Origin of the sequence: Nocardia sp. NPDC004068 (assembly GCF_042874315.1) — a bacterium.
Lineage (GTDB): Bacteria > Actinomycetota > Actinomycetes > Mycobacteriales > Mycobacteriaceae > Nocardia.
In genome coordinates this window covers 289766-308922 of the sequence record NZ_JBIAMW010000009.1, presented here as the reverse complement: position 1 = coordinate 308922, position 19157 = coordinate 289766, and the positions used below count along the sequence as shown (strand labels likewise).

The following is a 19157-nucleotide window of genomic DNA, read 5'->3' as shown; positions in this document are numbered from 1 at the left end:
GCCATGGCGCTTTTCACCCGCACCTTCAGCCACAAGAAATGGGTCGACGCCGTCGACCGCGTCACCGCGGGCGGTGACAACGGCTTCAACGTCCGATTCCAGGCCCTCGAGGTCGATCTGGACAACATCAGCGCGGCGTTCAATACGGTCGCGTCGGGTCTGTCGCGGCAGGTGACGATCAACCTCGTACCCAGCCTGACCCAGGTGGGCCCCAACGGCTGGGTTCACGACCTCGGCGTCGCGAGCAAGGGGGGCACCGCGACGGCCGCGTACGGCATCCAACCGGTGGTGCTGCCCCCGACCGGGACGATCAAATCCTTTCGCGCGCTGGGCCAGAAGTCCGGCGACGGCGATCTGCGGCTCGAACTGTTCCGCCAGGAGTTCCTCACCTCGGACCAGTCCTCGGTCGCCCTGATCTCGGCGCCCAAGACCGGTCCCGGGGAGACGTTCGATCGCACCCTGCCGCCCGTCGCGGGCACCGAGGGCCTCGACCCGAAGTACTCCTACTGCATCTCCGCGCGACTGACCGGCGCGGCGGCCGCGGACGCGGTGGGGCTGTTCGGCTTCCAGATCGTCTGTGTCACCAGTTGAGCCGCGCTCGGGGGAAAACCACTGAGAGAAAAGGAAATTCACATGCCCAATCTCAATCCCAACGGCCGCCTGGTCGTTTCCTACGTGGGCGGCGACCAAGGCACCGGCCGCCCGCTGCCGCAGGGCACCGCCGTCTGGGCCAGCCCGAACATCCGCTTGGCCACCGAGGGCGAGAAGGACGCGCTCCTCGATCCCGCCTATTGGGACCGTCCGGAAGCCGCCTGGGACGGCAAGGTATTCGTCGACACCAAATACTATCTGCTCGTCCGGGTCTTCAATCGCGGTGATTTCTCCACCGAACCCCACGACGTCCCGATGCCGCTGCACGGCATCTCGATGGAGGGTTGGGTGTCCGACTTCACCGCGGGCTACATCGGACCGGCCAGCCAGATCGACCCTCCGCCGAATCCGGACATCAACGGCGACACCGCGTTCAGCGGTATCCGGAACGTGGTGCTGGAGCCGAACGCGCAGACCGTGGTGGCCAGCGACGGTTTCTGGCGTCCGCAAGCGGGCGATATCAACCACTACAACGGCGGGCACGTGTGCGTCGGCGTGAACGTCTTCTCCGCGGGCGGTGACGTCATCGGCGGCGGGGGCGGGGTGATCCATGTGGCGCAGGCGGACGCCACCTACCCGGCGGACGGGAAGAAGATGCTGGCCCGGCCCATCACCACCCAGTTGAACGTGGTCGGCGACACCCATCACGGCCAGCGCAACATCATGATCACCCCGAAGTCGGTGAACGCCACGCTGGTTCGTCAGGTCCTCGTCGAGGTGCCCGCCACCGACCGCTGCCCGCTCGAGGCCGAGGTAGCCCTGCGCCCGGTCGCCTTGCAGACGGACGGTGGAGACGCGCGGCGGGTGGCCGCCGCGGTCGGACTCGAGCGGCACCACTGCCCGACCGACCCCTTGGACAATGTCGGCATCGACGACAACGGCGATCCCAGCCACGAGGTCGGCATCTTCCTGAAACCGGGCGAACGCCGGTGGCTCACCATCACCGTCGCCCCCGCCGAGAACGAACGCCCCGGCGACATCTACGCCTTCGACATCATCACCACCGAGGAGGGCAGCGAGCGGCTCTACGGCGCGGCCCGCATGTACGTGGCGGTGGTCGCCGAGGGCTGATATCGGAAAACCGTTGCAGCTGCGCGTGATTCGGCCGCCGACGAGGCGAACACCTCTCGAAGTGCCGAGGAGGGCGGCCCCGGCCTTGTACGATCCTGAACGGATGGCCAGGAGCGAGGCGGGGACGGCGTTATGAGAACGATGTGCCGAGCCGTGGTCGTCGCGCTGCTGGCGGTGTGCGTGCCGGGTGTCGCGACGGCCGCGCCGGACGATGCGGCATCGGGGCGGCCGGGGTCGCTGATCGCGGTGCTGCCGCAGGACGACGGGTGGCATCACCTGTCCGGCGGGTCGATCGTCGAGTACTGGATGACCGGATCGGACGGCGCTGCGCGGCCCGCGAGCGGCGCGCTGTTCCTTCCGTCCGGTCCACCGCCGCCGGGCGGCTGGCCGATCATGGCCTACGATCACGGCACCTCCGGGCTCGGGCAGGGGTGCGGGCATCAGTCCGACCCGGTGACACCAGGGAGCCAACCGGAGGGGACCGCCCTGCCGAGGGCGGGGGGTTTCAGCGAAAGCGTTCTGCTGCAACACCTTCTGGACCAGGGCATGGCGGTGGTCGCGCCGGACTACCTCGGCCTCGGCCGGTTCGCGACCGGACCGCACCCGTACCTCGAGGTGGATACGGAGGCGAGCGCCACCATCGACCTGGTGCGGGCGGCTCGGGCCGCGCATCCGGAGCTGTCCCGTACCTGGGCGGTGATCGGCGGATCCCAGGGCGGTCAGGCCGCGCTCGGCACCGCGCAGCGTCAGCGAATCCTCGCGCCGGACCTCGACTTCCGCGGCGTCATCGCCGTCGACCCCGAATCCGACGCCGAGGATCTGCTGCCGCTGGCCGGGCCGGGGATCCCCGCGCTGGCCGCGGCCGGTGGCGGCGAAACCGCCCTGGTCGCCATGATGCTCGTCGGCCTGCGTGCCGCCCACCCCGAACTCGACATCGACGGCTACCTCACCCCGCTGGGCCGGGACATACTGGAAACCATTGCGACGCAATGCCTCCCGCAGATCGGCGCGCGGCTGCGCGGCATGGCGATCGGCGACCTGCTGTCGAAACCGCTGAGCGACGAGCGGTTCCGCCGCACGGTCGCCGACTACCTGGCCGTGCCCACCGACGGCTACGACGCGCCGATCCTGTTGCTGTTCAATACCGCCGACCTCGTGGTGCCCTCGCCGTTGCACGCGACGCTGGCGGCGCAGTTCGCCGCCCATGGAGTCGCCTACGACACCGTGGTCGGCACCGGCTCCCACACCCAGCTCGACCCGCGGATGTGGACCGCCATCGACAGGTTCATCGCCCCCTTGCGCCCGTGACCGCGGCGGGTCGCCGTGCCGGTCCGGAGTAAACGCGCCGCCGTGTGCGTTGTCGCGCTCGAGGTGTCGCGGCGGCGGTCCGCGCAGGAAGGGACGGGAGTCGATGAATCTGCGTCAGTTCGAGTACGCGCTGGCGGTGGCCGAGGCGGGGTCGGTGACGGCGGCGGCGGAGCTGATGCGTGTCGCGCAGCCGTCGATGTCGCAGCAGATCCGCAATCTGGAACGGGAGCTGGGCGTGACACTGTTCGCCCGCACGCCGACCGGGCTGACGCCGACCGTGGTGGGGCGGGCGTTCCTACGGGAGGCGGAGGTCGCGGTGAGCGCGTCGCGGCGGGCGCGGGCGACGGCGCGGGCCGGGGCCGAGGAACTCGTGGGTGAGTTGGTGGTCGCGGCGCAGATGGGTTTCGGCACCCGGCAGCTCCCGGGCGTGCTCGGCGCCCTGCGCCACCGCTTTCCCGGGCTCGAGGTCACCGTCTTCGAGGAGCCGAGTTCGGCCGAGCTGGAACGACTCTGCCGTCAGGGCGTGCTGGACCTCGCCCTCATGGCGGCCTGCGAGCGGGGTCCGGCGGCCGCCCATCACCTCGGCTACGAGGAGTTCGTCGTGGTGCTGGGCGCCGGACACCGGCTCCTCGACGCGGACCGGGTCGAACTGGCCGATCTGGACGGGGAATCGTGGGTGCGCTTCGACCGCGACAGCGCCCTCGACGGCGTGCTGACCGGCGTGCTCCGCGACAACGGCCTGACCTCGACCACCGCCGCCCGCGTCTCCCAGACCGCCACCGCCGTCCGCTGGGCCGCCCACGGCCTGGGCGTCACCCTCGTCCCCGCCTCCGCCGTGCCCCGCGGTGACGCGCACCTGGCGCGCCCGGTGGTCCCGGCGGTGTCCCAGCCCGTCGTCGCCGTGCTGCGGGCGCAGCCGGGTCCGGGGGAGTCCGCGCTGCTCGAACTCCTGCGTGAGCAACGCTGGCACCAACCCGCTCAGAGCTGGGTGACACCGCCGTCCACGACCAACTCGGTGTCCACCGCGTAGGTGGCCCGTCGGTGATGACGGCGTTCCTGGCGGTGTGCGCGTCCCTTGCCGAGTGCCGTCCTCTCTCGAAAGGTGTTCAGCCTCGGGGGAATTCGCCGCCGTCGACGACGAGGGCGCTGCCGGTGAGCCAGCTCGCGCGCGGGGACACCAGGAACAGCACGGCGTCCGCGATGTCGTCGGGTTGCCCGTCGCGGCCCAGTGGGGGAGTGGTGGTGGCCGCCCCGGGGCCCGCGTCCAGGCGCGCCCACTGCTCCCGGGTGGCCTCGCCGCCGGGGGTGGCGGTGCGGCCGGGTGAGACGGTGTTGACCCGGATTCCGAACGGGGCCAGCTCCGCGGCGAGTCCGCGGCTGTAGTTCTCCAGCGCCGCCTTCGCCGTCGTGTAGTGCAGGAACGGCGGGGCGGCCGTGGGCACCGCGGCCGAGGAGATGTGCACGATCGTTCCCGAACGCCGTTCCCGCATCTCCGGTGCCAGCAACGCGTCCAGCCGCACCGCCGCCAAGAAGTTCAAATCCAAGGCGTCCCGCCATATCTCGTCCGGAATGGCCAGGGCGCCGGGATACGGGCTGGCCCCGCCCGCGTTGTGGATCAGGATGTCCACCCCGCCGAGCACGTCCCCCGCGGCCGCGGCGAGCGTTTGCGCTCCCGTCGGCGTCCGCACGTCGGCGGTGACGAAGGCGGCTCCCTCCGGCGCGGTGCTCTCCGCCGACCGCGCGGTGGTGAGCACCGTGGCGCCCGCCGCGAGGAGTCGGCGTACCACGGCCGCGCCGATTCCGCGCGTGCCACCCGTCACCACGGCACGCTGCCCAGCGAGTTCCCTTGTGGCCGAACCGGTTTCGATCATAGTCATGCTTCGCGCAGTCCTCTCGAATTCCCTGTGCTCGACGAAAAGACGGATGTGCCGCGGGGGTGCGGAAATTCGCGATGTGCGGCTCGCCGAGCTGTTTTCACGGTATGGCGGGCGACCGCGCGAGGCAAAGACGAATACTCAGCGAGCGATATAGGGAATTCCTATGCGCCCGTTCAGGACAGCTCCAGCACCGCCTTGCCCTGCAGGCGGCGGGACAGCAGGGCGTCGGCCGCCGTCCCGACCCGCGTCCAATCGCCCCGCCAGGCGATGCTCGGATCCAGGGTGCCGTCGGCCACCCGGGCCGCCAGCCAGGTCAGGTCCGGGCCGAGGCCGGTGCACGCGAGCAGGAAGAACGTCGCGATGGACCGATCGTGCCGCCCTCGGACAGGCACCGATACGCCTCGACCAGTTGCGGGCCGCCCACCAGATCGATCACGCCGTCGACCGGTTCGCGCAGGTCGGCGGGACCGGAGACGACCTCGGTCGCGCCGAGTGCGCGCAGACTCGCACCGTGCGCGTCGGGAGCGCCGGTCGACGCGACGACGTGCGCGCCGCCGAGGCGGGCGAGTTGGACCCCGTAGCGCGCGCTTCGTCGGCCGCTAGGCGGAACCGGCCGGATCGGGCAGGTCGGTCCGGCCCAGCACCTTGTGCAGCGTCTCCGTCAGGGCGTTCAGATCCTCGATCGGCACTGCGCCGAAACGTGTTTCGATACCCGACAGGTAGTGCGGGGCGGCCTCGCGCAGGCGCTCGCGGCCCGCGTCGGTGATGCTCACGAACGCCGAGCGGCCGTCGTCGGGGTTGGCTTCCCGGCGGACCAGGCCCTCGCTGGCCAATTCGGTGATCAAACGGCTCACCCGGGTGCGGCTGAGGACCACGCGTTCGCCCAGGTCGCTCATCCGGAGTCGTTGTGGCCCATCGAGTTCCAGCAGGACGTCGTACCAGCTCAAGGGCATTCCGGTGGCACGGCGCAGCGCGGCGTCCAACTCGGGCACCAATTGGGCGTGGACCCGCAACAGCGCCGACCAGGCGGCGGCCGCCGGTCGAGTTCGGTTCGCGGACTGGGGCATCGCCCGATCCTATCCGGTTGCGTGCGCCCGCACATATATAGTAGCGTGCACACGCACATAAATTTCGAGAAAGGCTCGCCATGACCGCACTCATCACCCGCGACGAACTCGCCCGGGAGATCGAAGCCGGCTCGGTCACCGTGATCGACGCGCTCGGCGCCGAGTACTACGCCAAGGCGCATCTGCCCGGCGCGTTGAACCTGGTCGAATCCGACGTGGAAACCGCGGCGCCCCAACTCCTCCCGAACAAATCGGCGCCGATCGTCACCTACTGCTCGAACGCGGCCTGCGGCAACAGCCAACAGGTGGCCACCAAACTGGAGGCCCTCGGCTACACCAATGTCCGCAAATACCGTGAGGGAATTCAGGATTGGACGGAGGCCGGGCTGCCGATCGAGAGCTGAACCGCTGCGACCCTGACGGGGTCACGCTCGGGCGCCGAACGGACCGGCCGTGGTTCATTCCTCCCGCTGAGCGCCCGGGGTGTCCTCGGTGAAGAAGGCGCGCAGGGCATCGGCCATGGCGCGCGGGCGGAGGGTCGGGGCGATGTGACCGCTTGGGAGCGTGTGGGTTTCGGTGCCGAGGAGGGCGGCGAGGGTGGTGGTGCATTGGTGGAGTAGGCCCGTGGTGGTGGCTCCGATGGCGGGGGTGAGGGCGGGGGCGTGGGTGTGCAGGGCGGTCAAGTCGGGTTCGTAGCGGCGGACGGCGGGGGCGTCGTGGGTGAGGAAGACGGTGAGGTTGGCGAGGCGTTGGGGGTTCGGTGGGGTGAGTTCGATGTCGGGTTCGCGGTCGGTGGGGTCGAAATCGATCAGGCGGAGGAATCGGGCCATTGCCGCCTCGATACCGGTGCTGGCATAGGCGGTTTCGACGTCGTGTTGGGCCTGGCGCAGTTCGGTGCGTGCCGGTTCGTCGAGGACGGCCGCGAGGGGTGGTTCGTGGAGCATGGCGTGGCGGACGAGGTCGGGGTGGGCGAGGGTCAGTTGCAGGGCGATGACCGCGCCGATGCTGCTGCCGAAGACGAGGGCGGGTGTGTCGGTCGTGGCGGCGAGGACCGCCGCGGCGTCGTCGGCGTGGGTGGCGACCGTCACTTCCGTTGGGGCGGTGCCGCTTCGGGACAGGCCGCGGCGGTCGTAGGTGACCACGATGAATGTCGAGGCGAGGTGGTCGGCGAGGCGATCGTAGGTGTCGGCGTCGCCGTCGCCGCCGGGGAGCAGGAGCAATACCGGTCCGCGACCGCGAATCTCGCAGAAGAGGCTACCGCCGGGGACATCGACCATGAGCGTTCTCACCGCACACTCCTCGAGCTACTCAGAGTTGCTTATGAGCATAGGAACGCACCCGGGGATAAGCAACTCGAGGTAGCTTAAGAGAGTGGCCGAGACGAGGAGACGAGGTGCGGTGCTCAAGCGGGCACTGCTGGACGCGGCATGGGAGGAATTGCGCGAGAACGGCTTTCACGCCATGACCATGGCCGGTGTCGCCGCACGGGCCGGGGCCGCGAAGTCGGTGGTGTATCGCCGGTGGCCCGACAAGGCCGCCGTCGTGCACGCGGTCGTGCGGGACCGGGTACCCCGCCTGGGCCGGGTGGAGATCACCGGCGAACTGCGCCGCGACGCGCTCGCCGTCCTGGACCAACTGTCCGCCACCCTCCGGGGGCTGTGCCTGATGGATGACGCCGATCCGGTTCTGGCCCAACGACTTCGGCGGGCCGCGGGCGACGAGGCGGTCGCACTGCTGACCGATGCCGTGACCGCGTACGGATGCGACGCGGCGACCGTCGGCCGGCACGTCATCCGGGTGCCGGTCGATCTGCTGGCCCACGCCCCGGCCGATGAGCAGACGCCCACGCTGGACCAACTCGTCGACGACATCTTCCTCCCCTTGGTCGATCGTCATCGCGGGTGAGCCACGGACGTCATCGGCTCTCGGGGGCCTCGGACGACACGCGAGATTCCGCCCGGGACCCGAGCGCGGCATCGACCGCGTTCTCCAGGTTCTCGCGCAGAACGGGGCAGTCCCGGGCCGGGTCGTCGCGGGGGCAGGTGAGGACATGGTCGAGGACGCGTTGCGCCTCGGCCAGCCGGTTCATCTGCTCCCGCATGGCGTGCAGGGATTCGGCGAGAACCCGCCGACCGAGCGTTCGATCGTGCGGGGGCGGATCGGCGAGCACCGCGGCGGTGTCGGACAAGCTCATCAGGCCGTCGCGGTGGAGCAGTTGGATGAGCGCGAGTCGGCGCAGTTCGTCGCGGCCGTAGGTGCGCACGGTCGCGCGCCGGCCCGCCGGGCGCAGCAGGCCGAGTTCGTCGTAGTAGCGCAGCGCCGAGACCCGGATGCCGAACGCGCGGGCGACCTCGCTGATCGTGTGATCCATCGGACCATCGTCGCAGCCTTGCGCTCCAGTGCACTTGAGCGTGCACGGTGAATCCGAACGGAAGCACCGAGGAGGACGGCATGCGGCAGCGGTACGAGGTAGTGGTGGTGGGCGCGGGCCCGGTGGGGTTGTCGACCGCCTTGTTCCTGGCGGAGCAGGGCGTGCGGGTCGCGGTCGTGGACAAGCGCGATCCGATGAACGCGCCGCCCCGGGCCAGCACCTCGGTGCGCACCCTGGAGTTGTTCCGTTCGATCGGGCTGGGACCCGCGCTCGATCGGGTGGGCTGGGACGGTCCCGCGCCGCTGTGTTCGGTGTTCAAGGACAGCGCGGTCGGCTCGGTGCTGTACACGGCCGCGCCCCCGGCCCGGTACGCGCGGCGGCTGGCGACGTGCAGTCCGGTGAGCATCCGCCGCGCGGTCACCCAGTACGAGGTGCAGCGGGTGGTCATGGACGCGTTGCGCCGCGGCGGCGGCCGAGTGCGCTTCGGTGTCGAACTGACAGCCCTGGACGTCACCGAGACCGGGGTGCGGGCCACGGTGTCCGATACCGAGACCGGCACGCGGGAGCGGCTGAGCTGTGCCTATCTGATCGGGGCCGACGGCGCCCGGAGTCTCGTGCGGCGGTTGCTCGGCGTCGGGATGCCGGACCGGCGGGTCGCGGCCCGGCCGAACACCGCCTTCTTCCGCGCCGACCTCGGGCGGCTGCTGCCGGAGTCGGCCTCGCATTCCTGCTTCATCCGCAACGAACGGGTGTACTGCACGCTGTTCGCCAAGGGCGCCGACGGCACCCGCTGGTCCTCGCACATCCTGGACTACCCGGGCAAACCCGCCGAGCTCACCACCTTGACGCCGGAGCGGACGATCGGATTGCTGCACGCGGCGATCGGCGACGACTCGGTCCCCATCGAGTTGATCGAATGCAACGCGTGGGAGGCCGCGTTCGGCCTCGCGTCCACCTTCCGCGCGGGCCGGGTGTTCCTCGCCGGGGACGCCGCGCACACCCAGAGCTCCGCGGGCGGACTCGGCATGAACACCGGAATCCAGGACGGCCACAATCTCGCCTGGAAACTCGCCGCGGTCCTGCACGGACAGGCCCGCGACACGCTGCTGGACAGTTACGAACCCGAACGCCGGGCCGCCGCCGAGGCGTCCCTCGCCGTGTCCGAACGGCTGCACCACGGCTATCAGGCGCGGCGGGACACCACCGCGCTCTACGCCCGCCTCGCCGCCGACTACCTGCGCGGCATGCTGTGCTACCGGTACACCGGCGGCGCGGTGGTCGCGGACGACGAACCCGATGCCGACGTCCTCGACGATCGTGTCGTGGTGGGTCGCCGTCTCCCGCACCGGTGGCTCACGGTCGAGGGCCGACGGCTGTCCACCCTCGATCTCGTGGGGTTCGGGTGGACGCTGCTGACCGGCCCCCGCGGCGACGCCTGGCACGCGGTGGAGAAGGCCGCCGACTCGATGGTGTGGGTGCGGCAGCTGACCGCCGACCAATTCGACGGCGACAGCGCGGCGTTCACCGAGATGGCGGGCATCGAACCGGACGGGGCGCTGCTCGTGCGTCCCGACCACATCGTGGCGTGGCGCTCACCCACCCTGCCCGCCGCGCCGGAGGACGCGCTGCGGCGCGTGCTCGCGGCACTGCTCGGCAGGGCGTGACCCGCAACGTCGAGCGCGCGCGGGTAACGATCCGGCGCACGAACGTGTTGCGGGCTGATAGCGATCTCGTCTCGCGCCCGGTCGATCCGGCCGCAGAAGGCTAGGTGGCGAGCGGTTTCGCGGCGAAATAGCAGCGCTGGACGGCTCGCATAACCCTTCCTATCATCGCCGAATGATTGCCAACAGTTCGCCAGTGCGGGTAGAGAGCGAGTTCGCGCCCCTGCGCACGGTCGTGGTCTCCCGCAGCGAATTCCACGCCCCGGCGCGCGCGGAGATCCTCGGGCACTCGATGCCCGTGGAGGACAGCGCCGTGGAGATCCTGAACGCGGTGTGGGGCAAGGACTTCGGGGACGTCTTCCCCGATCGGCAGAAACGCTGGGAGGCCGAACGCGAGGAGTTGGCCGACCTGTTGCGCCGTCACGGCGTGGAGGTGTTGCGCCCGCGGCTGTTCACCGAGGTGGAGAAGGACGCGGCCGGGGAGACGGGATGCGCGAACTTCTTCGTCCGCGACCCCTGGTTCACCGTCGGCGATCACGTCATCGAGGGCGTGCTCCAATTCCCGCACCGCCGCATGGAGGTGCTGCCGAGCCGGGATCTGCTGCTCGACCGCGTGCTCCCGGCCGAGGCGCACTACGTCTCGCTGCCGCAACCGGAGGTCTCCCCGCTGGGCCACCCGGGGTCCGGTCCGTTCCTCGAGGGCGGTGACGTGCTGGTGCTCGGGAAGCACGTGTTCGTCGGTTCGTCGGGCATGGCCACCAACGACCTCGGCGTGCGCTGGCTCGCGAAATACCTGCGGCCCTTCGGCTTCACCGTGACGCCGGTCCCGCTGCCCGAGCATGTGCTGCACCTGGACTGCGCGATCGGTCTGGTCCGCGACGGGCTGCTCATCGCGTGCCCGCAACGCCTGCCCGGCGGCCTGCCCGAACCCCTGCGCGACTGGGATCGCATCGAGGTCGGCGAGGACGAGGCGGCGGCCATGGCGACCAACGGCCTGCCCATCGATCCCGACACCTACGTCATCGACGTCGAATTCGAGCGCGTCGGCAAGGAACTCGAGGCGCGCGGCGTCACCGTCGAATATCTCGACTTCGCGGTGTCGCGGCTGTTCGGTGGCGCGTTCCGCTGCTCCACCCAACCGCTGCTGCGCGCCGACTGACGACCGCCCGACCGACCCGAGGAGGACATCCGATGCCCGGACCGAGGGCCCGCTGGGCGATGCTCGCCGTGCTGTGCGTGAGCGTGTTCGTGGTGATGATGGACGTGACCGTCCTCAATGTCGCCCTGCCCGCGCTCATCGCCGACGTGCGGCCCAGTCCGCTGACCCAGCTGTGGATCGTCGACATCTACAGTCTGCTGCTGGGCGGGCTGCTGATCCTCAGCGGCGCGCTCGGCGATCGGGTCGGGCGCAAGCTGATGTTCGTCGCCGGGTTCGTGGTGTTCGCGGTCGCCTCGGTGGTCGCGGCCACCGCCGCGCACTCGTGGCAGGTGGTGATCGGCCGCGCGTTGTGCGCGATCGGCGCGGCCATGCTGATGCCGCCGACGCTGTCGATGATCCGATCGATCTTCACCGACGACCGCGAACGGATGCGGGCCATCGCGATCTGGTCGGCGGTCGCGGGACTCGGCGCGGCGGCCGGGCCGCTGGTCGGCGGGGTGCTGGTGCAGAGCTTCGGGTGGCGGGCGGCGTTCTGGCTCAACGTGCCCGTCGCGGTCGTGGTCATCGTCGCCGCGGTGCCCCTGCTGCCCGAATACCGCGCGCCCCACCGTGGCGGCGGGCTGGACTGGTTCGGCGCGGCGCTGTCGGTGTTCGGCATCATGGCGTTGGCGTGGGGGATCAAGCACACCGCGACCGGCGGGCTGACCGGTGCGGATGTGGCGATCCTGCTGGTCGGGGCGGTGTTGCTGGCGCTGTTCGCCCGTCGCCAATTGCGCAGCGACGACCCGTTGCTGGATGTGCGGCTGTTCCGGCGCGGGCCGTTCACCGCCGCGGCCGTCGCGATGTTCGTGCCGCAGATCGTGCTCGGGGCGATGCTGCTGTTGATCACGCTGTGGTTGCAGAGCATGCACGGCTACGACCCCGCGCAGGCCGGTCTGCGCAGCCTGCCGATCGCCGTGGCGTCGCTGGTCGGTTCGCTGATCGCGCCGCAGCTGCTCGATCGGGTCGAGGTGCGCACCACCCTGGGGGTGAGCCTGCTGGTGGTGGCGGGTGGTCTGCTGTATCTGGGGTGGGCGCCGCAGCCCATCTCCTACGGCTCGATCGCGGCGGTGCAGGTGACGATGGGGCTGGGCGCGGGTGTGGTGACGACCATCGCGTCGTCGATGCTCGTGGCCGCCGTCCCCGCCGAACGCGCCGGACAGGCCGGTGCCGTCTCCGAAACCAGCTACGACCTCGGCCAGGGTCTGGGGGTGGCGCTGCTCGGCTCGATCCACGGCGCGATCTTCGCCGCCCGCATGACCGATCTGCCGGTGTCGGGACCCGACGCCGACGCCGCCCGCTCGGTCGGCGGCGTGGTGGCCGTGGCGACCCGGCTGGGCGGGGACGCCGGGGCCGCGCTCATGGCGCACGCCCGCACCGCGTTCGATTCCGCCCTCACCACCACCGCGTTCATCGGCGCGGGCCTGGCCGTGGTCGCGACCGTGCTCGTCGTGCTGTTGACCCCGCGCGGGTTCACGGTGAGTTCGGCTGAGCCACAACGGGTTTCCGAGTCCGATCCGCGCCCGGCCGAGACCTGAGCGCCCGGGAGCGCCGGTTCCGGCCGCCGAAGGATCGAGTTGTGCGGGATACCAGGCGAGCCCGCGAATCTGGGCGCGATCACAAAGGTGCTCAGTAGGATTGCCGAGACCTGGCAATTCCGTGGGCCGATCTGCCGGTGCCCGCGGGTGTGCGGACGGAGCGGACGACCGGATGATGCCCACGGGGCTGGTGGCGGAGCTGACCAGTTATGTCGGCCGGCGCAGCGAATCCGCGGATGTCCGCCGGTTGCTCGGTTCGGCGCGGCTGGTGTCGCTGACCGGTCCGGGCGGGGTGGGCAAGACGCGGCTGGCGTCGCGGGTCGCCGCGGACCTCGCGCGCGCGTACGGCGACGGCGTGTACCTCGTCGAACTGGCCGAATTGCGTGCCGAGGTCCTGCTGGCCGATCTCGTCGCCGAACGGCTCGACCTTCAGCTCCGGTCGGAACAGTCCGCGCTCGACCGGGTGCTGGCGTATCTGCGCGAGCGCGAGGTCCTGCTGGTCCTGGACAACTGTGAGCACGTCCTCGGCGCCTGCGCGGAATTCGTCGCCGCGCTGCTCACCCATTGCGCGAGGGTCACGGTCCTGACGACGAGCAGGCAGTCGCTGGCCGTCCCCGGGGAACGGACGTTCCGGGTGCCGCCGATGCCGGTGCCGCCGGACACCACCGAACCGGCGGAGCTGCTGCGCTACGACAGCATCCGCCTGTTCGCCGACCGGGCCGCGGCGGCGCGCACCGGCTTCGACATCACCTCGGGCAACGCCGCGGACGTGGCGCGACTGTGCCGCCGCCTGGACGGGGTGCCGCTGGCGATCGAATTGGCCGCGGCGCGAATGCGTTCGCTGCCCCTGCCGGAGATCTGCCGACGGCTGGACCGGGCGCTGGCATTGCTGACGACCGGTTCGCCGATCTCCCCCGAACGGCAGCAGACCTTGCGCGCCACCATCGTCTGGAGTTACGAGTTGTGTTCGCCCGCAGAGCGACTCGTGTGGTCGCGGGCGTCGGTGTTCACCGGATCGTTCGATCTCGAGGCCGCCGAATTCGTCTGCGGCGGGCGCGGTGTGGACCCCGCCGACGTGATCGACGTGATCGACGCGCTGGTCGACAAGTCCGTGCTGGAACGCGACGGCACCGAGGACGCGCGGTACCGGATGCTGGAGACCCTCCGGGAGTTCGGACAGGAGCGACTCCACGCGGCCGCCGACGATACCCGCGTCGCCCGCCGCCACCGCGACTGGTTCGACCGGCTGACCGCGCGAGCGGACGCCGAGTGGATCGGTCCCGCGCAATCGTCGTGGGTGTGGCGGTTGCGGGCCGACCACGCGAATCTGCGTGCGGCACTGGAGTGGTCGCTCACCGAGCCCGGCGAGGCCGATACCGCGCTGTCGATGGCGCAGCGGATCGTCGAGTACTGGACGTTGCGGGGCGCGAACCGCGAGGCGCGCACCCGCCTGGACCGTGCCCTGGCGGCCACCTCGCCCGACCACCCCGCCCGCGCCTACGGGCTGGCGACCAGCGCCCAGTACTCGATCTGGCTGTCGGACATCCCGGGCACGCTCACCCGGCTGGACGAGGCCGACAAGCTCGCCGCCGCCCGCGGCGACCGGGTGGCGGCCGCCTTCGCCGATGTGGTGCGCGCGCAGGTGGCGAAGATCCGCCTCGAGGACGGTCTCTCGGCCGAACTGGCCGGTGCGGCGGTGCGGATCTTCCACGCCCACGGCGATCGGCGCAACGAGCTGCGCGCCCGGTTGCATCAGGGGATCGCCAACACCGCCGATTCGCCCGCGACGGGCCTGCGGCTGCTGCGGGAGATGACCGCGCGCAGCGACGAATTGGGTGACACCTACTACCGGGACATGGCCCTGTTCGGGATCGCCATGATCGAGGTGATGGCCGGCAGTCTGGACGCCGCCGAAGCCGCGGCCCGGACCGCCCTGGCCTCGACTCGCTTGCGGGACAGTCGGTTCGGCGACGCCTACCATCTCGAGACGCTGGCGTGGTGCGCGGCCCGGCGCGGCGAATCCGAGCGGGCGGCGACTCTGTTCGGCGCGGCGGCGACGGCGTGGGATCTGTTGGGCGCCGACCCGGCGGCGATCATGCCGCGCCCGCACGGGAGATTCCGGGAGCTGGCCACGACCGCGCTGGGCGCCCACGGCTTCGGCGAGGCCCATGCCGCCGGGCGCGCCCTGTCCCGGGAGCGGGCGCGTCGCTACGCGCTGCGCGAGGACGCCGACGAGGTGCGCGATCGCCGGTCACCGCTCTCGGCCCGGGAATTGGAGGTCGCCGAACTGGTCGCGCAGGGCCTGACCAATCGCGAGATCGCCGTGCGTCTGGTCATCGCGCCGCGCACCGCCGACACCCATGTCCGGCACATCCTGACCAAGCTCGGTTTCGGCAAACGCGCGCAGATCGCGGCGTGGATGGCCGCCCGCGCGCACCGATAGGCGGATATACGTCGTTTCACCGATGCGGCGGCCCGCGCCCGCCGTGCACGCTGGCAACCCCCGGCAGATGGGAGCCAGCCCATGTTCGACTCCACCACCGATCACCTCGACCGATCGCCGCGAGGCGCCGTCGCCGTCGCGGAGCGCCCGGTTCCGGCCGTGTCCGGGGACGCCCAGGATGTGGCCCGGACGCTGGTCGGCGAACTCCTCGCCCGCGTCGCGGCGGAGACGTCGCGGCCCGGCGACCCCGACCGGGACTGCCTGCGGCTCGCCATCGAGATCGTGCACACGTCCTCGGCCCGCGACCGCGCCGCGCGCCTCGCCGCCGCCGCGCGGCAATGGGCCCACGAGGGCGTCTCGCTCGACGTGGTGAACGCCCTGTACGCCGCGCTGCGCGAGGTGCTGAACCGGATCGGCCACGGGAATTCGGCGCCGGTCCGCCAGGACCACGATGTCGTCGTCGCCGCCGTCGAACTGGTCCGCCATCTCATCGAGACCATGAGCCCCGCGATCATCGGCGCCTGTCTGCGGCAGCTGGACCGCGCCGACGACCACCGCCACGAGACCCACGAGGGCGCGCTGTTCGCGTTGCGGCGCGGCGTGCCCGCGTCGGAGGTGCGAGCCCGCTACGGCGTCGTGATCGCCGACCACTACCGGGTGCTCGCGCTGATGGCCCACCCGGACGAGCCTTCCGACGAGGAATTCCTCTCCCGACGGCTGCGACACGCCCTGGGCGAGCGGACCGGCGACGCGACCCTGGCGAAGGTGTCGGCGTCCGGCGGCACGGTTCTGATCCCGACGACCGAGGCGGCCGACCTCGAGCGCCTGGTCGCCGACGTCGGGCGGGCGGCGCGGGTTTCCTTGACCGCCACGGTGGTCGACGCGGCCACCCCCGACCTCGCCGCCGCCATCGAGCGGGCCCACGAACTGCTCGACCTCGCGCAGCGGCTGGGTTTGCCCGCCGGAGTGTACGGGTTCGCCGACCTCGCCCTCGAATACCAGCTCACCCGCCCCGGCCCGGCGCTGGCACACCTGAGGGGCCTGCTCGTGCCGCTCGACGGGCATCCCGAACTGCGAGAGACATTGCGCTGCCACATCGCCGCCGACCTCAACCGGCTGCGCACCGGCAAGGCCCTGCACGTGCATCCCAACACCGTCGACTACCGGCTGCGGCGCATCGCCGAACTCACCGGCCTGCACCCGCACCGCTATCCGGACCAGTGGTACCTGCGGTCCGCGCTCGTCATCGACAGCTTCCAACCGAATACACACTGAGACAAGCGTTTTCGACAGAGGAGAAGTCTTTCATGGCACTGTTCGATAGGAAAGCGCCGCACCACCTCCGCCAGACGGCCGCGGTCGCGTCGATCACAGCCGCCCTCGCCGCCGCCGGAATCGCGGCGGCCACACCGGCGGCGGCGCAGCCCGCGACGTGTACCGATGTCGATGTCGTCGTCGCGCGCGGCACGGGCGAATTGCTCGGCGCCGATCCCGGACTCGGCGCGGTCGTCGGCAACCCGGTCTATCACGCGCTCGCCCAACGCTTGTCGGTCTCGCACAGCCCCTATCGCGTCGAATACCCGGCCAGCCTCGCCGAGCCGTTCTCGGTGCAGCAGGGCAATCGCGACCTCGTCGACCATGTGACCGGTGCGGCGAAAGCGTGCCCGAACCAGCGCTTCATCCTGGTCGGCTACTCGCAGGGCGCGAACGTCGTCGACAATTCGATCGGCGTCAGCAGCGTCGGCGCGAAGGTCGGCGGCCCGATCGCCGCCACCCTGCCGCCCTCGGTGGAACCGCGCATCGCCGCGATCCTGTTGTTCGGCAACCCGATTCGCGGCATCGGCCGCAGCGTCACCGGTCCCTACGCGGACCGCACCTACGACACCTGCTCCGCCGACGACCCGGTCTGCGACCCGAACGGCAAGAACTGGAACGTCCACGTCACCAGCTACACCCCCAAGGCCGGTGAGGCGGCGGACTTCGCCGTCGCCCGACTGTGAATCACGCCGTGCCGCTGGCGATTTGAATCTCCCGGGCGACGCGGTGTCCCGATTCGGCGGCCCCGTCGATGTAACCCGCCCAGCGCGTGGCGGTTTCGGTTCCGGCCCAGTGCAGGGGGCCGATGGCCGGGCGTAGGGCGTGTCCGAAACGGGTGAGGGTGCCCGGTGTGGCGAAGGCCCCGTAACAACAGCCGACCGGCGGTGTGGGTGGGATGAGTGGTCAGATCCAGAGCGGACTCGTCGTCGAGGAGGCGCGCAATCTGCTGGAATCCGGTGCGCTGCAACCACATCCGCCCGAACTGCTCGCCAGCGCCTTCTACGGCGCGCTCACGGAGATGTCGCTGACCATCGCCGAGGCCGACGACGCCGAGGCCGGTCGTGCCCAGGCCGCCGCGCTGGCGCGCGCCCTGCTCAGGGGTTTGGCGGCCGACCGAGCCGCCTCCTGACTCCGCGCTAAGGTGTCCTGTATATCAGGGCGTTCGTTCTCGATAGCAGGACTTCGACCGGCTCCAGGAAAGTGACGCGATGGCACACGAAAGCGCGGCGAGCGCGTACCAGGAACGCAATTCCACGGCCGACCGGGCATTGGACATCCTGCTGCTGTTCTCGGCGGGCAAGCCGGTGTGGACTGCCGGGGAAATCGCGGCGGAGCTGGGGGTTGCGCGCTCGACCGGCTATCGCTATCTGCAGAGCCTCGTGGGCACCGGGTTCATCGAGGAGACCTCGGGCGGTTTCCGCCTCGGCCCCCGGATATTCGAGCTCGCCCGGCTGGCCCGGGCCGGTATCGGGCTGTCGGAGGTGGCGCTGCCGGTGATGCGCTCGCTGGTCGCCGCGGTGGGCGAGACGGTCCTGCTCACCCGCCGGTCGGGCCGCTCGGTGGTGTGCCTGGACCTGGTGGAGGCGCCCCATGTGGTGCGGTTGACCTACGAACGGGGTCATGTGCTGCCCATCAATGCCGGTGCGGCGGCGGAGGTCCTGTTGGCCTGGGCGGATCCGGCCGAGGTGATGCGGGTGCTCGGGCAGGCGCCGCTGGAACGGTTCACCGCCAAGACGCTCGTCGATCCCGAGGCGTTGCGGGCGCGGCTGGCGCACATCCGCAAGCGCGGTGTGGCCGTGTCCCAAGGGGAACTCGACGACCACATCCTCGGTGTCGCCGCGCCGATTCGGGACGCCACGGGTGCGGTCTGCGCCGCGATCAGCATCGCCGCGCTGGCCGTGCGGATTCCCTACGCGGAGTTGCCCGCGGTCGAGACCGCGGTCCGTGACGCCGCCGCCGCGATCTCCCGGCAGCTGGAGCTGCGCAGCGCCTGACGGGACCGGTACGAACATCACCGAAAACACTCTACCGATATAGCTATTGTGGTAGATGTATTTCGTGCGGCACGTTCTCCTGTGTGCGACCGGAAGCTACCCCTCGGGACCGAGTAGCCGTGCCAGTTCGTGCAGGTCGGGCAGGGCCGCGGCGATGCGGGCCCGGGCCGGGGAGTCGAGTTGTCCGAGCGCGGCCGCGAGTCCGGAGTTCACCCGCGTCGACAGTTCCAGGCTGGCGGCCCGCATCTGGTCGGTCGGGAACAGCTGCACCTGCCGGGCGTCGTGGGGGTGTCGGCGACGCTCGAGGAATCCGTCCCGGACGAGCCCGGTGACCAGCGTGCTGACGTTGTTCGCGTGCATGTGCAGCTTGTCGGCGAGGTCGCGGACGCTGATCCCCGGTTCGGCGTCCACCAGCCGCAGCACCTCGACCTGCGCGGGGGGACGGGCGACCTGCCCGGTGGGCGAGCCCTGCCGGGCTCGCAGGGCGCGATGCAGCGTCCAGGTCGCGCGAGCCACCGCCGCGGGCAGGTCGTCGTCGGGGGTGGAGGGCATACCGCATATTAGCTCTAGGTCTAGACCTATCCGGCAATCGCCCGGCTTCCGAGGCCGCCGCTCCTCGTATTCCTGCTTTGCAGGACATCGCTTTCGCCATTCAGGACAC

General features: G+C 70.8%; 21 protein-coding genes. 14 read left to right on the top strand and 7 right to left on the bottom strand.

Annotated features, from left to right (window positions below):
• Positions 1-3 precede the first annotated feature (3 nt).
• The 4 genes from ACFYTQ_RS24215 (at position 4) to ACFYTQ_RS24200 (ending at position 4060) form a co-directional block, all read left to right on the top strand.
• On the top strand, positions 4-591 hold the full coding sequence (locus ACFYTQ_RS24215; protein WP_387365108.1) for a hypothetical protein: 588 nt from the start codon (positions 4-6) through the stop codon (positions 589-591).
• Between the two features lie 42 nt (positions 592-633).
• Entirely contained in the window at positions 634-1722 is a 1089-nt protein-coding gene (locus ACFYTQ_RS24210; protein ID WP_387365106.1) for a hypothetical protein, read from the top strand.
• A gap of 132 nt (positions 1723-1854) precedes the next feature.
• A complete protein-coding gene (locus ACFYTQ_RS24205) occupies positions 1855-3030 on the top strand; it encodes a lipase family protein (protein WP_387365104.1) in 1176 nt (391 codons plus the stop codon).
• 103 nt (positions 3031-3133) lie between these two features.
• Positions 3134-4060: a LysR family transcriptional regulator gene (locus tag ACFYTQ_RS24200; RefSeq protein WP_387365101.1), complete on the top strand. Its 927-nt coding sequence runs from the start codon at positions 3134-3136 to the stop codon at positions 4058-4060.
• Positions 4061-4136: 76 nt separating this feature from the next.
• On the opposite strand, the gene ACFYTQ_RS24195 is transcribed toward ACFYTQ_RS24200, so the two are convergent.
• From ACFYTQ_RS24195 to ACFYTQ_RS24185, 3 genes are all read right to left on the bottom strand, one after another.
• Complete coding sequence (locus tag ACFYTQ_RS24195) at positions 4137-4907, bottom strand: oxidoreductase (RefSeq protein WP_387365098.1); 771 nt, start codon at positions 4905-4907, stop codon at positions 4137-4139.
• 173 nt (positions 4908-5080) lie between these two features.
• Positions 5081-5299 carry a hypothetical protein gene (locus ACFYTQ_RS24190; protein WP_387365096.1) on the bottom strand — a complete coding sequence of 73 codons (219 nt, stop codon included), beginning with the start codon at positions 5297-5299 and terminating at the stop codon, positions 5081-5083.
• A gap of 207 nt (positions 5300-5506) precedes the next feature.
• Entirely contained in the window at positions 5507-5974 is a 468-nt protein-coding gene (locus ACFYTQ_RS24185; protein ID WP_387365093.1) for a MarR family winged helix-turn-helix transcriptional regulator, read from the bottom strand.
• Between the two features lie 80 nt (positions 5975-6054).
• Between ACFYTQ_RS24185 and ACFYTQ_RS24180 the strand changes: the two genes are divergently transcribed.
• On the top strand, positions 6055-6378 hold the full coding sequence (locus tag ACFYTQ_RS24180) for a rhodanese-like domain-containing protein (protein ID WP_387365090.1): 324 nt from the start codon (positions 6055-6057) through the stop codon (positions 6376-6378).
• Positions 6379-6432: 54 nt separating this feature from the next.
• Here ACFYTQ_RS24180 and ACFYTQ_RS24175 read toward each other — a convergent pair whose 3' ends face one another.
• Positions 6433-7263: an alpha/beta fold hydrolase gene (locus ACFYTQ_RS24175; RefSeq protein WP_387365087.1), complete on the bottom strand. Its 831-nt coding sequence runs from the start codon at positions 7261-7263 to the stop codon at positions 6433-6435.
• A 109-nt stretch (positions 7264-7372) separates the two neighbouring features.
• Between ACFYTQ_RS24175 and ACFYTQ_RS24170 the strand changes: the two genes are divergently transcribed.
• Positions 7373-7879 carry a TetR/AcrR family transcriptional regulator gene (locus ACFYTQ_RS24170; RefSeq protein ID WP_387365084.1) on the top strand — a complete coding sequence of 169 codons (507 nt, stop codon included), beginning with the start codon at positions 7373-7375 and terminating at the stop codon, positions 7877-7879.
• A 10-nt stretch (positions 7880-7889) separates the two neighbouring features.
• Here ACFYTQ_RS24170 and ACFYTQ_RS24165 read toward each other — a convergent pair whose 3' ends face one another.
• Positions 7890-8345 carry a MerR family transcriptional regulator gene (locus ACFYTQ_RS24165; protein ID WP_387365081.1) on the bottom strand — a complete coding sequence of 152 codons (456 nt, stop codon included), beginning with the start codon at positions 8343-8345 and terminating at the stop codon, positions 7890-7892.
• Positions 8346-8425: 80 nt separating this feature from the next.
• On the opposite strand from ACFYTQ_RS24165, the gene ACFYTQ_RS24160 reads away from it, so the two are divergent.
• From ACFYTQ_RS24160 to ACFYTQ_RS24135, 6 genes are all read left to right on the top strand, one after another.
• On the top strand, positions 8426-10009 hold the full coding sequence (locus ACFYTQ_RS24160) for an FAD-dependent oxidoreductase (protein WP_387365078.1): 1584 nt from the start codon (positions 8426-8428) through the stop codon (positions 10007-10009).
• A 193-nt stretch (positions 10010-10202) separates the two neighbouring features.
• The gene (locus ACFYTQ_RS24155) at positions 10203-11165 is read left to right on the top strand and encodes a dimethylarginine dimethylaminohydrolase family protein (protein WP_387365075.1); all 963 of its coding nucleotides are present in this window, start codon (positions 10203-10205) and stop codon (positions 11163-11165) included.
• 32 nt (positions 11166-11197) lie between these two features.
• Positions 11198-12742 carry an MFS transporter gene (locus tag ACFYTQ_RS24150; protein ID WP_387365072.1) on the top strand — a complete coding sequence of 515 codons (1545 nt, stop codon included), beginning with the start codon at positions 11198-11200 and terminating at the stop codon, positions 12740-12742.
• 172 nt (positions 12743-12914) lie between these two features.
• A complete protein-coding gene (locus tag ACFYTQ_RS24145; protein WP_387365069.1) occupies positions 12915-15185 on the top strand; it encodes an ATP-binding protein in 2271 nt (756 codons plus the stop codon).
• A gap of 81 nt (positions 15186-15266) precedes the next feature.
• Positions 15267-16460, top strand: a complete 1194-nt coding sequence (locus ACFYTQ_RS24140; RefSeq protein ID WP_387365066.1) for a PucR family transcriptional regulator — start codon at positions 15267-15269, stop codon at positions 16458-16460.
• Between the two features lie 32 nt (positions 16461-16492).
• The gene (locus ACFYTQ_RS24135) at positions 16493-17185 is read left to right on the top strand and encodes a cutinase family protein (RefSeq protein ID WP_387365063.1); all 693 of its coding nucleotides are present in this window, start codon (positions 16493-16495) and stop codon (positions 17183-17185) included.
• Between the two features lies 1 nt (position 17186).
• Here ACFYTQ_RS24135 and ACFYTQ_RS24130 read toward each other — a convergent pair whose 3' ends face one another.
• Positions 17187-17399: an FAD-dependent oxidoreductase gene (locus tag ACFYTQ_RS24130; protein WP_387365425.1), complete on the bottom strand. Its 213-nt coding sequence runs from the start codon at positions 17397-17399 to the stop codon at positions 17187-17189.
• On the opposite strand from ACFYTQ_RS24130, the gene ACFYTQ_RS24125 reads away from it, so the two are divergent.
• Both ACFYTQ_RS24125 and ACFYTQ_RS24120 read left to right on the top strand, forming a co-directional pair.
• Complete coding sequence (locus ACFYTQ_RS24125) at positions 17398-17631, top strand: hypothetical protein (protein ID WP_387365060.1); 234 nt, start codon at positions 17398-17400, stop codon at positions 17629-17631. The genes ACFYTQ_RS24130 and ACFYTQ_RS24125 overlap by 2 nt on opposite strands.
• A 79-nt stretch (positions 17632-17710) precedes the next feature.
• Positions 17711-18496 carry an IclR family transcriptional regulator gene (locus ACFYTQ_RS24120; RefSeq protein ID WP_387365057.1) on the top strand — a complete coding sequence of 262 codons (786 nt, stop codon included), beginning with the start codon at positions 17711-17713 and terminating at the stop codon, positions 18494-18496.
• 96 nt (positions 18497-18592) lie between these two features.
• On the opposite strand, the gene ACFYTQ_RS24115 is transcribed toward ACFYTQ_RS24120, so the two are convergent.
• The gene (locus ACFYTQ_RS24115) at positions 18593-19048 is read right to left on the bottom strand and encodes a MarR family winged helix-turn-helix transcriptional regulator (RefSeq protein WP_387365054.1); all 456 of its coding nucleotides are present in this window, start codon (positions 19046-19048) and stop codon (positions 18593-18595) included.
• Positions 19049-19157 lie beyond the last annotated feature (109 nt).

Excerpts from the sequence above, each read along its gene's own strand:
- ACFYTQ_RS24215 (WP_387365108.1), top strand. The coding sequence starts at position 4 with ATGGCGCTTTTCACCCGCACCTTCAGCCACAAGAAATGGGTCGACGCC.
- ACFYTQ_RS24210 (WP_387365106.1), top strand. The coding sequence starts at position 634 with ATGCCCAATCTCAATCCCAACGGCCGCCTGGTCGTTTCCTACGTGGGC.
- ACFYTQ_RS24205 (WP_387365104.1), top strand. The coding sequence starts at position 1,855 with ATGAGAACGATGTGCCGAGCCGTGGTCGTCGCGCTGCTGGCGGTGTGC.
- ACFYTQ_RS24200 (WP_387365101.1), top strand. The coding sequence starts at position 3,134 with ATGAATCTGCGTCAGTTCGAGTACGCGCTGGCGGTGGCCGAGGCGGGG.
- ACFYTQ_RS24195 (WP_387365098.1), bottom strand. The coding sequence starts at position 4,907 with ATGACTATGATCGAAACCGGTTCGGCCACAAGGGAACTCGCTGGGCAG.
- ACFYTQ_RS24185 (WP_387365093.1), bottom strand. The coding sequence starts at position 5,974 with ATGCCCCAGTCCGCGAACCGAACTCGACCGGCGGCCGCCGCCTGGTCG.
- ACFYTQ_RS24180 (WP_387365090.1), top strand. The coding sequence starts at position 6,055 with ATGACCGCACTCATCACCCGCGACGAACTCGCCCGGGAGATCGAAGCC.
- ACFYTQ_RS24165 (WP_387365081.1), bottom strand. The coding sequence starts at position 8,345 with ATGGATCACACGATCAGCGAGGTCGCCCGCGCGTTCGGCATCCGGGTC.
- ACFYTQ_RS24160 (WP_387365078.1), top strand. The coding sequence starts at position 8,426 with ATGCGGCAGCGGTACGAGGTAGTGGTGGTGGGCGCGGGCCCGGTGGGG.
- ACFYTQ_RS24150 (WP_387365072.1), top strand. The coding sequence starts at position 11,198 with ATGCCCGGACCGAGGGCCCGCTGGGCGATGCTCGCCGTGCTGTGCGTG.
- ACFYTQ_RS24145 (WP_387365069.1), top strand. The coding sequence starts at position 12,915 with ATGATGCCCACGGGGCTGGTGGCGGAGCTGACCAGTTATGTCGGCCGG.
- ACFYTQ_RS24140 (WP_387365066.1), top strand. The coding sequence starts at position 15,267 with ATGTTCGACTCCACCACCGATCACCTCGACCGATCGCCGCGAGGCGCC.
- ACFYTQ_RS24135 (WP_387365063.1), top strand. The coding sequence starts at position 16,493 with ATGGCACTGTTCGATAGGAAAGCGCCGCACCACCTCCGCCAGACGGCC.
- ACFYTQ_RS24125 (WP_387365060.1), top strand. The coding sequence starts at position 17,398 with ATGAGTGGTCAGATCCAGAGCGGACTCGTCGTCGAGGAGGCGCGCAAT.
- ACFYTQ_RS24120 (WP_387365057.1), top strand. The coding sequence starts at position 17,711 with ATGGCACACGAAAGCGCGGCGAGCGCGTACCAGGAACGCAATTCCACG.
- ACFYTQ_RS24115 (WP_387365054.1), bottom strand. The coding sequence starts at position 19,048 with ATGCCCTCCACCCCCGACGACGACCTGCCCGCGGCGGTGGCTCGCGCG.